Source organism: Hyphomicrobium sp., assembly GCF_035572195.1.
Lineage (GTDB): Bacteria > Pseudomonadota > Alphaproteobacteria > Rhizobiales > Hyphomicrobiaceae > Hyphomicrobium_B.
Genome location: NZ_DATNBA010000144.1, coordinates 1 through 14370, shown reverse-complemented (window position 1 = coordinate 14370; position 14370 = coordinate 1). Strand labels below are relative to the sequence as shown.

Annotated in this window: 16 protein-coding genes and 1 riboswitch; of the genes, 8 read left to right on the top strand and 8 right to left on the bottom strand. The window is 61.0% G+C overall.

The genetic code is table 11. The features are described 5' to 3' along the window. Positions 1-56: 56 nt before the first annotated feature. On the bottom strand, positions 57-365 hold the full coding sequence (locus tag VN623_RS12335) for an HU family DNA-binding protein (protein ID WP_325571302.1): 309 nt from the start codon (positions 363-365) through the stop codon (positions 57-59). Positions 366-588: 223 nt separating this feature from the next. Further along, a complete protein-coding gene (locus VN623_RS12330; protein WP_325571300.1) occupies positions 589-1359 on the bottom strand; it encodes an SDR family oxidoreductase in 771 nt (256 codons plus the stop codon). Between the two features lie 153 nt (positions 1360-1512). On the opposite strand from VN623_RS12330, the gene VN623_RS12325 reads away from it, so the two are divergent. Together VN623_RS12325 and VN623_RS12320 are read left to right on the top strand one after the other, a co-directional pair. Beyond that, a complete protein-coding gene (locus VN623_RS12325) occupies positions 1513-1839 on the top strand; it encodes a metalloregulator ArsR/SmtB family transcription factor (protein ID WP_325571298.1) in 327 nt (108 codons plus the stop codon). Between the two features lie 143 nt (positions 1840-1982). Further along, the gene (locus tag VN623_RS12320; protein WP_325571296.1) at positions 1983-2336 is read left to right on the top strand and encodes a DUF1428 domain-containing protein; all 354 of its coding nucleotides are present in this window, start codon (positions 1983-1985) and stop codon (positions 2334-2336) included. A gap of 223 nt (positions 2337-2559) precedes the next feature. Here VN623_RS12320 and VN623_RS12315 read toward each other — a convergent pair whose 3' ends face one another. Next, positions 2560-3696: a 2'-deoxycytidine 5'-triphosphate deaminase gene (locus tag VN623_RS12315; RefSeq protein ID WP_325571294.1), complete on the bottom strand. Its 1137-nt coding sequence runs from the start codon at positions 3694-3696 to the stop codon at positions 2560-2562. Between the two features lie 74 nt (positions 3697-3770). Continuing rightward, a riboswitch (SAM riboswitch) is annotated at positions 3771-3849 on the top strand. A gap of 75 nt (positions 3850-3924) precedes the next feature. Here VN623_RS12315 and metZ point away from each other — a divergent pair. The 4 genes from metZ to VN623_RS12295 all read left to right on the top strand — a co-directional run bounded on the left by metZ (position 3925) and on the right by VN623_RS12295 (position 7589). Then, on the top strand, positions 3925-5133 hold the full coding sequence (gene metZ, locus VN623_RS12310; protein ID WP_325571292.1) for an O-succinylhomoserine sulfhydrylase: 1209 nt from the start codon (positions 3925-3927) through the stop codon (positions 5131-5133). Positions 5134-5141: 8 nt separating this feature from the next. After that, positions 5142-5591 (top strand): Co2+/Mg2+ efflux protein ApaG, encoded by a 450-nt coding sequence (apaG, locus tag VN623_RS12305; protein WP_325571290.1) that lies wholly within the window; start codon positions 5142-5144, stop codon positions 5589-5591. Between the two features lie 17 nt (positions 5592-5608). Then, positions 5609-6778, top strand: a complete 1170-nt coding sequence (argE, locus tag VN623_RS12300; protein WP_325571288.1) for an acetylornithine deacetylase — start codon at positions 5609-5611, stop codon at positions 6776-6778. 247 nt (positions 6779-7025) lie between these two features. Beyond that, positions 7026-7589, top strand: coding sequence for a histidine kinase (locus VN623_RS12295; RefSeq protein ID WP_325571286.1), 564 nt, complete (start codon positions 7026-7028; stop codon positions 7587-7589). Positions 7590-7607: 18 nt separating this feature from the next. Here VN623_RS12295 and VN623_RS12290 read toward each other — a convergent pair whose 3' ends face one another. Genes VN623_RS12290 through VN623_RS12280 form a run of 3 tightly spaced genes read right to left on the bottom strand, consistent with a single transcriptional unit; the run spans position 7608 to position 10731 of the window. Next, positions 7608-8567 (bottom strand): Hsp33 family molecular chaperone HslO, encoded by a 960-nt coding sequence (locus VN623_RS12290; protein WP_325571285.1) that lies wholly within the window; start codon positions 8565-8567, stop codon positions 7608-7610. A 17-nt stretch (positions 8568-8584) separates the two neighbouring features. Continuing rightward, complete coding sequence (gene argF, locus VN623_RS12285; RefSeq protein ID WP_325571284.1) at positions 8585-9559, bottom strand: ornithine carbamoyltransferase; 975 nt, start codon at positions 9557-9559, stop codon at positions 8585-8587. After that, the gene (locus VN623_RS12280; protein WP_325571304.1) at positions 9559-10731 is read right to left on the bottom strand and encodes an aspartate aminotransferase family protein; all 1173 of its coding nucleotides are present in this window, start codon (positions 10729-10731) and stop codon (positions 9559-9561) included. Before VN623_RS12280 ends, argF begins: the two co-directional genes overlap by 1 nt. A 656-nt stretch (positions 10732-11387) precedes the next feature. Here VN623_RS12280 and VN623_RS12275 point away from each other — a divergent pair. Both VN623_RS12275 and ppk2 read left to right on the top strand, forming a co-directional pair. Next, the gene (locus VN623_RS12275; RefSeq protein WP_325571283.1) at positions 11388-11942 is read left to right on the top strand and encodes a GcrA family cell cycle regulator; all 555 of its coding nucleotides are present in this window, start codon (positions 11388-11390) and stop codon (positions 11940-11942) included. 190 nt (positions 11943-12132) lie between these two features. Continuing rightward, entirely contained in the window at positions 12133-13083 is a 951-nt protein-coding gene (gene ppk2 / locus VN623_RS12270) for a polyphosphate kinase 2 (RefSeq protein WP_325571281.1), read from the top strand. Between the two features lie 10 nt (positions 13084-13093). On the opposite strand, the gene VN623_RS12265 is transcribed toward ppk2, so the two are convergent. Both VN623_RS12265 and VN623_RS12260 read right to left on the bottom strand, forming a co-directional pair. Then, entirely contained in the window at positions 13094-13957 is an 864-nt protein-coding gene (locus VN623_RS12265; RefSeq protein ID WP_325571279.1) for a hypothetical protein, read from the bottom strand. Further along, positions 13954-14370, bottom strand: a 417-nt coding sequence (locus tag VN623_RS12260) for an AAA family ATPase (RefSeq protein WP_325571277.1), incomplete at its 5' end; no start/stop codon positions are given. The genes VN623_RS12260 and VN623_RS12265, both read right to left, overlap by 4 nt.

Genomic DNA, 14370 nt, shown 5'->3' with positions numbered 1-14370 from the left:
CAAAAAAGGCCGCCTCAAAAGGCGGCCTTTGAAGAATTCATAGCAAGAGACGATCGTTAGACCGACTCTTTCAAATCCTTGGCGGCGCGGAAGGCGATCTTCTTCGATGCCTTGATCTTGATGGCTTCGCCGGTCGCCGGGTTACGGCCCATGCGAGCGGGACGCTTGCGAACCTGCAGAACGCCAAGACCGCCGATGCGGATACGGGCGCCCTTCTTGAGATGCTTTGCAATCGCAACCACGAGATCTTCGAGCAGCGCAATCGACTGCTTCTTCGGAATTTCATGAGACTCTGCCAGCGCCGCCGCCATGTGCTTCAGCGTGACTGTTTCGATCTTCGCGGCCGCAGCCGGTGCTTTTGCCATTGGATTTCCCTCTCAATAAGCGAATCGTTTCGTCTCGAACACTACATCGTCAAAGCCATGAAACATGCTGTTTTTGGGCCTTTTTCGAATGAGGCGCGCGAAAAAAGCAGCATTTCTCGCCTGAAAGCAAGAGAGAGATTTAAAAAGGACACAAAAAAAGCGCCGGAACCGCAGGTTCCAGCGCCAGTTTGAGGACGACACGGGGTAGAAAAAATACGAAGACTCAGAAGGTAAGGGCGCTGCCGCCGGTCGCTTCGATCACCTGTCCAGTGACCCAACGCGCTTTCGGGCCGGCCAGAAACGACACGACATCGGCGATGTCGTCGGACTTGCCGACACGCTTCAGGGCCTGTTTGCCGAGGGCAAAAGCTTCCCCGTCGGCAGAGCGGACGAATGCGGACATATCCGTGTCGATGACGCCGGGCGCGACGGCGTTGACGGTGATGCCGCGTGCGCCAAGCTCGACGGCAAGCGACTTCGTCAGGTTGTCGAGTGGCGCTTTCAACATCGAGTAGGCGGCGACGGCCGGGAACGGCACGCGGACGGCGCCAGTCGATATCGAGATGATGCGGCCACCCTCCCTCAAGCGCTTCACCGCCTCTTGCGTGATGAGGAATAGCGACTTGACGTTGACGGTGTAAATCTCGTCGAACACGCCTTCCGTCGTATCGGCGAACCCGACAAATGGCGCGATGCCGGCATTGTTGATGAGAATATCGAACTTCGTGTCGCCGGTACGGGTGGTGAGTTCCTGATCGAACGCCGCAAAGAGAATTTGCGTCGCGCCCTTCTTGGAGAGGTCAGCTCCAACGGCAAAGGCGTCGCCGCCCTGGGATTTGATTTTGGCGACGACCTCGTCGGCCGCCGCTTTGCTCTTGCCGTAGTGCACGGCAACGAGCGCACCGTCCTGCCCAAGCGATTCCGCGATGGCGCGGCCGATGCCACGGCTGGCGCCCGTAACAAGTGCAATTTTTCCAGCAAGCGATTTAGACATGGTGTCCTCACAAATTCTGCCTGTCCGTCATGTTCAGGCTGGCTGCCGGTTGGCGTGCCGCCTCGGACGCAAAGTCATCTAGTATCGATAGTTCCGTAGTTCAAGATCATTGAACTATTGAGATATCACGTTTATGTGGCTATATTTCTGCTCATGCAAAGACCCTTTGTTCATCCGGCAATTGAGGACGTGACGATCGGGAGCGTGCTGTACGCGCTCGCCGATCCGACGCGCCTGGAGATCGTGAAAAAGCTGTCGCGTGGAAGCTGCGGGCTTAATTGCTCGGAGGCCGCACCGGCCGATTTGCCGAAGTCGACGCAGTCGCACCACTTTCAGATTTTGCGCGAGGCAGGCCTGGTCAAGTCCGAGCGGCGTGGCACCGAGGTCGTCAACGCGCTCCGCTGCGCCGAAATCGAAAAGCGCTTCCCCGGCGTCGTCTCTTCGATTCTCAAAGCCAGCGAAAAGGCGAAGAAGCGGTAGAAGCCGCGCGCTTTCCGAAAAGACATCGGCCGCAAGGTTCTAGTTATCGCCTGCACCAATTCCTAGTTTGCGAAATGGCATCATCAGCCGCTCGCGACTTCGCAGAATGAACGACGTTCGCTGCACAATGGGAGGACCTACCGATGGCCTATGTCGATGGCTTTGTACTCGCCGTTCCTCAAAAGAAGCTTGCCGATTACAAGAAGCTGGCTCGCAAGGCGGGCAAGATCTGGCTCGAGCATGGCGCGCTGGAATATGTCGAGTGCATCGGCGACGACGTGCCGGTCGGCAAGCTGACGTCGTTTCCCAAGGCGGTGAAGCTGCAGGATGGCGAGATCGTCGTGTTTTCGTGGATCATCTATAAATCGCGGGCCGAACGTGACGCCGTGATGAAGAAGGTGATGGCGGACCCGCGCCTATCAAAAGAGATGTCCAACATGCCGTTCGACGGCAAACGCATGATCTTCGGCGGCTTTAAGACGATACTGGAAATGTGACCAACGTCTCGGCCGCCAGTTTCGTTGTCATCCTCGGCCGAGCGCGCAGGAAGTTGCAGCGCTCTTCTTGTCATCCCGGACGATCGAAGGCGCAGCCGGAGATCGATCCGGGACCCAGCGGGTGATCCCAAACGTGCAAGACACTAGGTCCCGGCTCTTCGCGTTCGCGCCAATGCGCGTCCGCTATGGCCGGGATGACAATTTCCCGCAAACGCCCGGCAACCTACTTGAAATGCTTCGACAGCTTCAGACCCTGGCCTTGATAGTTCGATTTCAAGCCTTGCCCGTAGAGCATCTCCGGCGTTTCAGTCATTCGCTCGTAGACGAGCCGACCGATGATCTGGCCGTCTTCGAGAATGAACGGGACCTTGTGTGAGCGAACCTCCAACACGACGCGCGAACCTTTGCCACCCGCAGGCGCGTGTCCGAAACCCGGGTCCATGAAGCCCGCATAGTGGACGCGGAATTCACCGACCAGCGGATTGAACGGCACCATCTCGGCGGCGTGCGTCGGCGGCACGTGCACGGCTTCCTTTGACGCGAGAATGTAGAATTGATCCGGATCGAGGATCAGGCGATGCTTGTCCTTGACGTAGATCGGGTCCCAGTAGTCTTCGACGGGATAGCTCGCGACCTTGTCGACGTCGACGACGCCGGTATGCCGGCGCGAGCGAAATCCGACCAGCCCTTTGCCGTCGCCTGCGAGATCGACCGTCAGCGCGATACCGCCGGATATATCTGCGTCGGCATCCGAAACGAGACGCTCCCGCAACTGCAATTCGCGAAGAACCGTGTCGCTATCGGCAGCAGCGCCGATGCGAAAGCGGATCTGCGATAGCCGCGAACCTTTGCGCACGACGACCGGAAAGGTTTGCGGGCAGATTTCTGCGAACAGCGGTCCCGCGTAGCCATGCGGAATCTGGTCGAAAGCGCCGACGCCGTCGGCGATAACGCGCGTGAAGACATCGAGGCGCCCAGTCGAACTTTTCGGATTGGCCGAAGCCTCGACTGCCGGCGGCAGCGCCAGGCTCTCGAGCAGCGGCACGATATAGACGCATCCCGTTTCAAGCACCGCGCCCTGACTGAGGCTGATCGTATGAAGTGCGAGATCATCGAGCTTCGACTGCACACGGCCGCCGGGCCGCGGCAAAAAGCTCGCCCGCACCCGATAAGCAACGGCACCCAATCTGAGATCGAGGCTCGCAGGTTGTACCTGACCTTCAGCCAGCGGTTCTGCCACGGCGATTTCGCCAGCCGCGACCATCCGCACGATCGCTTGCGATGGCAGAATCCCCGCGCCGGCCGAAGGCACGGCGGTGGAACGCGCAGTTGCGGCGGGTTTGATCCCGGATTTCGACATATCGACCTCGTCTGCCCTCTCGCGGCTCTATCGCAACCCACCCTTGACGCCAAGGGGCGCCAGCGGTAATCCCCGAACCATCCCGTGGTCCTTTGGCCGGCCGGCTTGCAGCCACGTTAAATAAATCGCTAAAGAGGCCGTGTGCGCTCCCGGTTTCCCGCGCCCGGCTTTCCGACCGCCGGCACTCGTGGACACCGGGTTTTTTATTGGCGCGAAAGGCCTGGCCACATGGCGAAAGACGATCAAAAATCTGCTGAGCGCGCTTGGCGACCCGAAACTGCGCTCGTTCACGGCGGCACTGCCCGGTCGCAATGGAATGAAACGGCGGAAGCGCTCTTTCTGACGCAGGGCTACGTTTACGATACCGCCGAACAGGCCGAAGCGCGCTTCAACGGGCAAAGCCCGGGCCATCAATATACCCGCTACAGCAATCCGACGATTTCGATGTTCGAGGATCGTCTCAAGCTTTTCGAGGGCGCCGAGGAGTGTCGCGCGACGGCGACCGGCATGGCGGCCGTCACCGCGTCGGTCTTGTCGTATGTCAAAACCGGCGATCACATCGTTGCGGCCCGCGCCATGTTCGGATCTTGCCGCAACGTCATCGAAACTATCTGCGGACGCTTCGGCATTACCTCGACACTGATCGACGGCAAGGATCTTGATGCCTGGCGCGCCGCGATCCGCCCGAACACAAAAATATTCTTCTTCGAAACGCCTTCGAACCCGAACCTCGAACTCGTCGATATCGAAGCCGTCAGCAAAATCGGCCACGAGCACGGCATCCTGACGATCGTCGACAACGTCTTCGCGACACCGATGTTGCAGCGCCCACTCGCGCTCGGCGCCGACGTCGTCGTTTATTCCGCAACCAAGCACATCGACGGCCAGGGCCGCTGTCTTGGCGGCGCGGTGCTCGGTTCGAGCGACTTCATCATCAAGTATGTGCAGGATTGGCTGCGGCAGACCGGCCCGTCACTCGGACCGTTCAACGCCTGGGTTTTGCTCAAGAGCCTCGAGACGATGCCGGTCCGCATCCAGGCGCAATGCGCAACTGCTGCCAAGATCTCCGATTTTCTCGCTGCCGCCAAAGGCGTGACGCGCGTCCTCTATCCGGGTCGTTCCGACCATCCCCAGGCGGCGTTGGCCGCCAAGCAAATGCCCGGCGGCGGCCAGATGATCGCGTTCGAGGTTGAAGGTGGTAAACAGGGCGCGTTCCGCTTCCTCAACGCGCTGCGTCTAATCATCATTTCCAATAATCTAGGAGATGCCAAAAGCATCGTGACGCATCCGGCCACAACCACGCATTTCAGGCTCACCCAGCCGCAGCGCGACGAGCTCGGAATTAGTGATGGTATGATCCGCCTATCGATCGGCCTTGAAGCGGCCGAAGATATAGCCGACGATCTGACAAATGCGCTGAGGGCGGCCCACGGCTGACGGTAACCATGTCGAAGAACACGCCGGCAATGACGATCAAGCGGACGAGCCGCGCCACGCTTCATCCTTATGAGGCGACCACGCGCGGCATACGCATCCGCGTCGAGCCTCACTACATGGAGGAGCAGTCGTCACCGGAGGACAGCCACTTCGTATGGTCCTACGCCGTCGAGATCATCAACGACGGGACGGAAACGGTGCAGCTGAGGTCGCGCATCTGGCGGATCACCGACGCCCTTGGGCGCACCGAGGAAGTGCGCGGACCGGGCGTCGTCGGCCAAACGCCCGTCATCGCCCCAGGCAAATCGTTTCATTACACTTCGGGATGCCCGCTAAAGACGCCGCAGGGAATTATGGTCGGCAGCTATCAGATGACGGATGATGCGGGCGAACTGTTCGACGTCGCCATTCCGGCATTTTCGCTGGACAGTCCCTATACACGCCGAAGCATGAACTGAACCACTACGGGCAAGCGATGAACGTAGCGCGAGGCCCGATTTACACGCCGGTCGAACTGTTGGCCCGTCTTGTCGCCTTTGACACGACGAGCCACAGAAGCAATCTCGGCATCATCGCCTTCATCGAAGATTATCTGCTGCAGCACGACGTCCGCTCGACCCGCATCGAGAGTAGCGACGCGCAAAAGGCGTCGCTCTACGCGACCATCGGACCCGAGGGCGAACGCGGTGTCGCGCTCTCTGGCCACACCGACGTCGTTCCGGTCGATGGCCAAACGTGGACCAGCGACCCCTTTACGTTGCGGGTCGATCAAGGACGGCTCTACGGACGCGGCGCTGCCGACATGAAGGGCTTTCTGGCGGCTGTGCTTGCGGCCGTACCGGATTTCAAACGCCGGCGGCTCGTGACGCCCATCCATCTCGCATTCTCTTATGACGAAGAAATCGGCTGCGTCGGCGTTCGCCCGATGATTGCCGAACTCGGCAAGGTGCTGCCGAAGCCGCGCATGGTCATCGTCGGCGAGCCGACGAGCATGCAGGTCGTCGATGCCCATAAGGGGCCGGTGCGCTGGCGGGTCGACGTCAAGGGTCGAGCCGCGCATTCCAGCATGGCGACGCTCGGCGTCAACGCGATTACCTACGCAGCGCGCCTCGTGGGTGAAATCGAGCGTATCGAGGCCGGCTTGAAACGGACAGCGCGCAATGAACGCTTCAAGCCACCCTATCCGACGCTTCAGGTGACGGAACTCGAAGGCGGAACGGCAGCCAATATCATTCCTGTTGCTTGCGTTTTCGGCTTCGAGGTCCGCGCGCTGCCCGGTCTCGATCCGGCTGCGATCGAAGCGCGGTTGCGGCACTTCGCAGAGGCGGAATGCCTGCCTGAGATGCGCGCGGTGGCGCCGGAAGCCGACATCACGATCACGCAGACGAACGCCGTACCGCCTTTCGGTGCCGACAAGACATCCGAGGTCGTGGCGCTGGCCTTGAAACTAACCGGCCAGAACGAAACGCACACCGTCTCGTACGCGACCGAAGCCGGCCTCTTTCAGGATGCTGGCGCTCCGTCTGTCGTCTGCGGACCAGGCGACATCGCGCAGGCGCACACGGCGGATGAATGGATCGCCGAAAGCGAAATCACTAAGTGCATGGGGTTTCTCGAACGCCTCGGAGCGTGGGCCGAAAGATGATTGCCATTGAGGTTAAGCCGGCTGGCTGCGTTCCTCGCGCTCCCACAGCACATAAATCTTCGATTTGATTATTTGAAATCAACACGTTACGAAGAACGTCCGTATTCGGTGTGACACCGATGCGACATGCTCATCGCGATGTAAACGAACACACGGCTTTTTTCTGCCGCTGCCGTGCTCTCGACCCAGTGTTAGGAGTACGACTGCAAGCTAGCGACCAGATTCAATGCCTCCAAGAGAAAGTCCCATGCAAAAGCGCTTTCAACTGAGCCTCGCAGCAGTCTGTGCCGTGATCGGCGGGATGGCGCTCTCGGCATGTTCGACGACTCCGATGCCGTCGATTGGTTCGATCAATCCATTCGGTGGGAACAAAGTCTCGGATGTGGATCGCGCCTATCTGCAAGCGGCCGGAAGCTGGGATACCAACCACGACAACGTCGTAACCTGCAACGAATGGAAGTCTTACACCGAAGACCTGTTCAATGGCGCCGATGCGAACCATGACGACGCGCTCGATGCGAGCGAATGGGGCCACCTTGTTTCGATCGACCGCTTGTTCCAGACGGCGGACTTGCAATACTACGATGCGAACGGCGACGGTAAGGTCACCCGCTCCGAATTCGTCGACAAGCCGAACCCGGCCTTCGTGCTGATGGATAAGTCAGGGAGCTGCAAACTCGACGGCTCACAAATCGCCAGCGCGCGCTCCAAAACAGAGTATGACGTCTCCGGCAACAAGCCGCAAAACAGCGATCCGCGCGAGCAAGGCGGCGAAGTCGGTAAGGTCGCTAATGGTGGGCTCGGCAATTAGCGTTCGCGCGTTGCTTGCTTAACTTCGAGCCCTTAGCTCATCGAGCGAAAACGTATAGCGCGTCGCGCAGAACTCGCACGTCACGACGATTCTGCCGTTGTCGTCGCGCATGTCGGAAAGTTCGGCCGCACCAAACGCCAGAAGAACGTTTTCCACCTTGTCCCGGCTGCATCGGCAAAACTTCGATAGCGGGATGACGCGCTCGATCGCAACGGCCTCTTCATGAAAGAGGCGCAACAGCAGCCGCTCCGCCGTCAGATCGGGGTCCAAAAGCTCGTGGTCTTCGACGGTCGCAGCGAGCATTTGAACCCGCCGCCAATCTTCCCCGGCATTGTCGTCATCATCGCGCGGGCCTGCGGTTAGGCTTTGCACCATCAGTCCCCCGGCGCGCCAGTGCCACCGTTGTTCTGATGACGCGGCCTGACGTGCCCCGATGTAGTGGCGCGCGACGGCAAGCCGAATGAACGTCGGCAGGGCTTCGCGCTGCTCGAAGTAGGCGGCAGCGGTGGCCGCAAGCGGCGCGCCTTCGAACGCAAGAACGCCTTGGTAGCGCTCTTCTCCCGGTCCAGGATCGAGCGTGATGGCGAGATGCCCGTCACCGAGAATACCGCCGCCGCCATTGGGGTTCTTCAGCTGCTCGCGTTCGGCAAGCTTGGCTTTGTCGTAGCGCGCATAGCCTCGAAGCCGCCCAGCGCCGGCATAGTCGGCGACGAGGATTGAAACTGCGCCGTTCGAGCGCGTTTGCAGATTGAGATTGCCTTCGGCCGGCAGCGCCGAGCCGCAAAGCGCCGCGAGCGTCAATGCTTCCGAAAGGGCCTTGCTGGCGGCATCCGGCATCTTATGCGGAGCGATGATTGCATCGAGCGTTTGCCCGAGGCGCACGAGACGGCCGCGTGTGTTCGATGTTTCCGTACGAAAGACGACGACCGTGTCGTCAGCGGCAATTTCCGGCGCCGCCGGCCGCGGATCAACCGGCATCGCCTACACCTTCCGCCTCAAATGCCGAAACACCACGCTAGAATGGCCTTTTGCGCATGCAGCCGGTTTTCCGCCTCGTCGAAGACGACGGACTGCGGCCCTTCGAGCACGTCTTCGGTCACCTCGTGTCCGCGATAAGCCGGCAGGCAATGCATGAAGATCGCGTTCTTGGCAGCCTTGCGCATAAGTTTTGCATCGACCGCATAGGGTGCCAGCATTTTCTTGCGACGGGCGGCATCGGATTGCCCCATCGATACCCACGTATCGGTGACGACGCAGTCGACGCCTTTCACGGCCGCATCGGGATCGGTACCGATTTCGACGCTGCCCTTTTCACCGCGCACCCACGCGATCGCGTCTTCTTCCGGAAAGAGCGGCTTCGGACAGGCGAGCTTTAAAGTGAATCCGAAGCGCACGGCGGCCTGCATCCACGATACGGCAACATTGTTGCCGTCGCCGATCCACGCGACCGTCTTGCCCTTGATCGGACCCAGGTGCTCTTCAAACGTCTGGATGTCGGCCATCACCTGGCAGGGATGGCTCTTTTCTGTCAGGCCGTTGATGACAGGAATCGTCGCGTGACGCGCCAACTCGAGCAACGTCGCGTGGGCGTTGGCGCGGATCATGATGCCATCGCCATAGCGCGACAGCACCCGCGCTGTGTCAGCAACGGATTCACCGCGGCCCAACTGCAGATCCGTATGATTGAGCGTCAACGCCCCGCCGCCAAGCTGGCGCATTCCGATATCGAACGACACGCGCGTCCGCGTCGAAGGCTTCTCGAAGATCAGCAGCAGGACGCAGTCTTCGATGCCTTTCGGCCGGAACTCCGGCGGGACGCGCTTACCCGCCCGCTTCATCGCATGCGCCATATCGACGATGCGCCGCAGCGTTTTCGAGTCGAGATCGGCGATATCGAGGAAGTGCCGGGGCGGCAGCTTTGCGGTCGTTAAAGTAGAAGCTTTCGCCAGCTCTTTCGAAAGGGTGCGCATCAGGGCATCTCTAGGGCAACGCGCGTCAAGGCGCGTGACAAGGCCTGCACGGCCTGGGTGATTTCTTTGTCGGACGCATTAAGCGGTGGAAGTACGCGGACGGTATTATCGCCGGCGCCGACGACCAACAGCCGCTCGTCGGCGGCAGCCTTCGTGACCTGTGAGGGCAATACGTGGCTGCGAAGTTTCAGCCCCATCAGCAGCCCCACGCCACGGATATCTTCGACGACCTCGGCATGCTGATCTTTGAGACCCTCAAGCCCCTGCTTCATGTGCAAGGCCTTGGCCCGGACATCTTCAAGAAAGCCAGGCTCCGAGACGACGTCGAGCACCGTTGAGGCGACCGCCATCGCCAGCGGATTGCCGCCGAACGTCGAACCGTGCGTGCCGGGCGTCATTCCCTTCGCGGCCTCGGCCGTCGCCAGCACCGCGGCGGTCGGAAAGCCGCCGCCGAAACCTTTGGCGATCGCCATGACATCAGGCACGATGCCGGCCCACTCGTGCGCGAAGAGCTTGCCCGTGCGCCCGACGCCTGTCTGAACCTCGTCGAGCACCAGCAGAAGACCGTGCCGGTCGCAAAGCTCGCGCACGGCTTGCAGCTGTTCTGCTGAAAAGACCCGAACGCCGCCCTCGCCCTGGATGGGCTCGAGCATGATTGCTGCGGTCTCAGGCGTGATGGCACCCTCGATGCCGTCGAAGTCATCGAAATCGAGATGATCGAAACCTTCGGCTTCCGGCCCGTACCCTTCGAGATATCGTTCGTTGCCGGCGGCCGCGAGCGTCGTCAGCGTCCGGCCATGAAAGGCGCCGCGGAACGTGATGATCCGCAGCCGCTCCGGCCGGCCCGATACGTAATGATAGCGGCGCGCGATCTTGATCGCGCCCTCGCACGCCTCAGCCCCCGAGTTGCAGAAGAAGACGCGTTCCGCGAACGTCAGCCGCGTCAGCTTCTCGGCGACAGTCTCCTGGCCCTCGACACGATAGAGGTTCGACGTGTGCCAGAGCTTTTCAGCCTGCGCCTGAAGCGCCGCAACGAGACGAGGATGCGCATGCCCGAGCGCGTTGACGGCAACGCCGGAACCGAAATCGAGATAGCGATCGCCGTTCTCGGCAATCAGCCACGAGCCCTCGCCGCGCGCGAAGACGATGTTCTGACGGGCATAGATGCCCATCACGGCGGTGGATGCTTCGCTCGTCTTGGAAGGGTCGCGGGGTGTTTTCCCCAGCGCCCCGGGGGAAGAAGACATGTGCGTGGATAACCCTGAAGCAGAAAATCAAAAAGCCGCCCACTTCCGGCGGCTCGAACACAACTCTAGATACGCGTCGGCGTTAGCGCTGTCAACGAATGCGCAGAGCCAGAACCCTGACCGCCGGGCGCAAGGCCAACGCTACAACCCACCGGTTGAAACGGCGTCGAACGAACGGCAAAACCCGACATATCCCCTGTCGCGAATCGTCTGTGGCCGGGTCGCCACGTCTCCCTGTCAATACCCCTAATCGCAAAGCTCTAGCTTGTAGACGGGATTCAGCATGTTGTAACTTCTGCCTGTCGGGCCACGAGATATGGCGGCGCTGAGCGCTTGCTTCTCGTTGTGTATCGGACTCGACCGCGCCTGGGCCATCGCTTGTTAGCGTTGCCCGTGTCTTATGCGGCGCGTTTTGTTCGCGTTTCCCAAGTTTCTGCGTTTGTAGCCGGTCGGGACCGTCGTCCCTCGCCGTCGCGTTGTCTTCGACTGCGCGCGCGTTGGGGCTCGTTTGCGATCGTGATTCTGCGGGCACCCGGGGGGTGTACCGCCGCTGATGCGGCTCGAGAGGGAGCATACGACCGATGTCTTGGACTGATGAGCGCGTGGAGCTTTTAAAAAGACTCTGGTCGGAGGGACTTAGCGCCAGCCAGATCGCCGGCCGCCTTGGAAGTGTCACGCGAAATGCGGTGATCGGCAAGGTACACAGGCTCGGACTTTCCGGCCGGGCCACCACTTCCCGAATGAAAACGCATAGGCCGCGCACGCGCATGGCCAATGCCAAACGACCCGTCAAACCGCGGTTCGCACAAGCCGGTAATCCCGCCGTGCGAGCCCTCTATATGGATACGGAAGCCTACGTGCCGCCGGCCGAGGAGATCGAAATTCCCCTGGCCGAGCGCAAATCGATCCAGACGCTGACCGATTGCAGTTGCCGTTGGCCGATTGGCGATCCGCAGATGGCGGACTTCCATTTCTGCGGGCGCAATAAGGTACCGCTTCTGCCTTACTGCGAAGTTCATGCCCGGCGCGCCTTCCAACCGGTCGCACCGCGCCGTCGCGAACGCACCGAGGTCGAAACTCCGGCCGCGCCAGCCATCACATCGGCCGTACCGGCAACGGCATCGGGTTCGAAGTAGCGGCGCTGATATTCCTCGCGGGCCTTGGGGGCTTGGCCCGCGAAACAAGAGAAAGCCGGTGGTCCGCGGGGGGATTGCCGGCTTTTTTGTATGCAATTGCGGCCGGGCTAACCATTTCACCGGATCATGCGGTCAAGGCCGTGCATCGTGATAATTTCTTTGCTGCCACAGCGGCGCCGGGAGAAAACGAATGGCTAAGGGCAAAAACGCAAAGCAAGCGGCGACCGCCGATGAAAACGCGGCGGCATCGAGCGCGCCTTCGTTGGACGTCGCGCCGAAGAAATCTCGGCGGCCCTCAGCATTCCCTAAAGACTTTTCGCTCGACGCGCCGAAACTGCCGAAGGCGATCGAAGACGCCGCGATGCGGTCCGGCGGCTACCCATACGACAAGCGCATGAAGCGCAAGCTCTTCGAAAAAGACCTGCACGCGCTGCAAATCGAACTCGCCAAACTGCAAAAGCATAACATCAAGACGGGCGGCCGCATTCTCTGCCTCTACGAAGGCCGCGACGGTGCCGGCAAGGGTTCATGCATCAAAGCCTTCAACGAACACATGAACCCCCGCAATACGCGCACCGTCGCCCTCACCAAGCCGACAGAAACCGAACGCGGCCAGCTTTATTTTCAACGCTACGCCGTGCACCTGCCGACGGCTGGCGAAATCGTTCTGTTCGATCGCTCCTGGTACAATCGCGCCGGCGTCGAGCGCGTCATGGGCTTTTGCACCGAGGATCAGCTCGCAACGTTTCTGCGTGAGGCGCCGGAGTTCGAAGGACTGCTTGTTCGCGACGGCATCAAGCTGTTCAAGTTCTATCTGCAGATCGGCCGCGAAATGCAGTTGAAGCGCTTCTACGAGCGGCGTCAGGACCCGCTGAAACAATGGAAGCTGTCGGACGTCGATCTCGCGGCGCTCTCGAAATACGACGAATATACCAAGGCCGAGATCGAGATGTTCCGCTTCACGAGTACGACGATCGCGCCGTGGACCGCGGTCAGAGCCAACGACCAGCGCCGCGCACGCCTCGAAACAATCCGTCATGTGCTGCTGGCGGTCGATTATGAAGGCCGCGACTTGAAGGCCATCGGCAAAGCCGATCCGCTCATTATCGCCTCGGGGCCCGGGTTCTTTGGGACGAGCTAAGCGGCGCCTCTCAACGCACCAGCAGGATCGGCACCCGTGTCGCGGCCGAGGCCCGAGACAATTCACGCCCGTCGGCGAGACATAAGCCGCCAAACCGCGCAATGACGAGACTTGGCTTCATCCATGCCAGCAACTCGACCAACGCGCCGGGAACGCCAAATGTCGGACCGGCCTTGTCGAATTCGACACCCTTAACGCCGGCCGTAAGCAAGCGCGCCAGTGACTCGAGTTCAGCATGTCCGGCGACAGTGTCGGCTGCGATAACAATCCGGATGATGCCCTCTGGACCCGCGAGGCGTTCGGCCGCCCGCAGCATCGGCGGCAGGCGATCGCCATCCTCAACGACGACGACAACCGGCGACCCGGCGTGGCTGCGCTGGTCTCCGCAAAGAAGAAAGCCCGTTGCGCCGCTGACATTGGCGAGCAACGAACTCAGCAACGAATGGCCGCCGAGCGCCGGCATCCGCGCCAGCGCGACGATGTTCCAGGGCCCGCGCGACAGGCACATTTCCGAAATCTGATCGATCGCATCGCCGCTGACTTCGGTGTGACGAACCCTGACGCCATGCATGCTGCCCATCGCTTCGACGATGCGCCGATATCGATCCGTCAGAAGCGCGAAGCGCCGGGCACCAACCGCCAAGGTGCCGGGCTCAAGCGAAGCGTCGGCCGTTTCGGCGTACCCAACGCGGCGGATTGGGACATTATCCAACTCGTGGACCTCAGAGACCGCCACGGTTTCGATTTCCGCGCCGTATGCGGCCGCGAGGCGAACCGGGGCTTCTAGCAACGCCGGCGTACACCCGGTCTCCGGATCGAGCCACAAGACGACGCGGCCGCTGAGTTCGGACGCCTCGGCAACGTGGGCGATCATGGAGCATCGCCATCGGCGCGGTGCACAAGAGCTTCGTCCAGATCGATAGCCCGGATTTGCGAAGCCGAATTAGCGGTGGCAATCGCATCGGCCTCTTGCAGAAGATGAAGCAGCGGAATGCTGCCGAGCGAGACGCGCCCGCCGCCACGCTGAACGGCATCCTTGTAGATCAGCGGCGCGACATTCGAGTTGAGTGGTTTCAGCCCGCGTTCAGCCGCAAGCCGCGCAGCGCCCCTCGCAAATTCTGCTTCGCTGAGCTCCGCAACGGGCGCCGTTGCGGCAAGCTTCGCGACGTGCGGGAAGTGTCGCGCAATGCCAGGATCGATCGCCTCCAGCTTCGACCACGACTGGGAGTCGGCAATGAGAATGATGGTTGCCGCCAGCGGCACCGGATCGGCTTTGATGGCAATGCC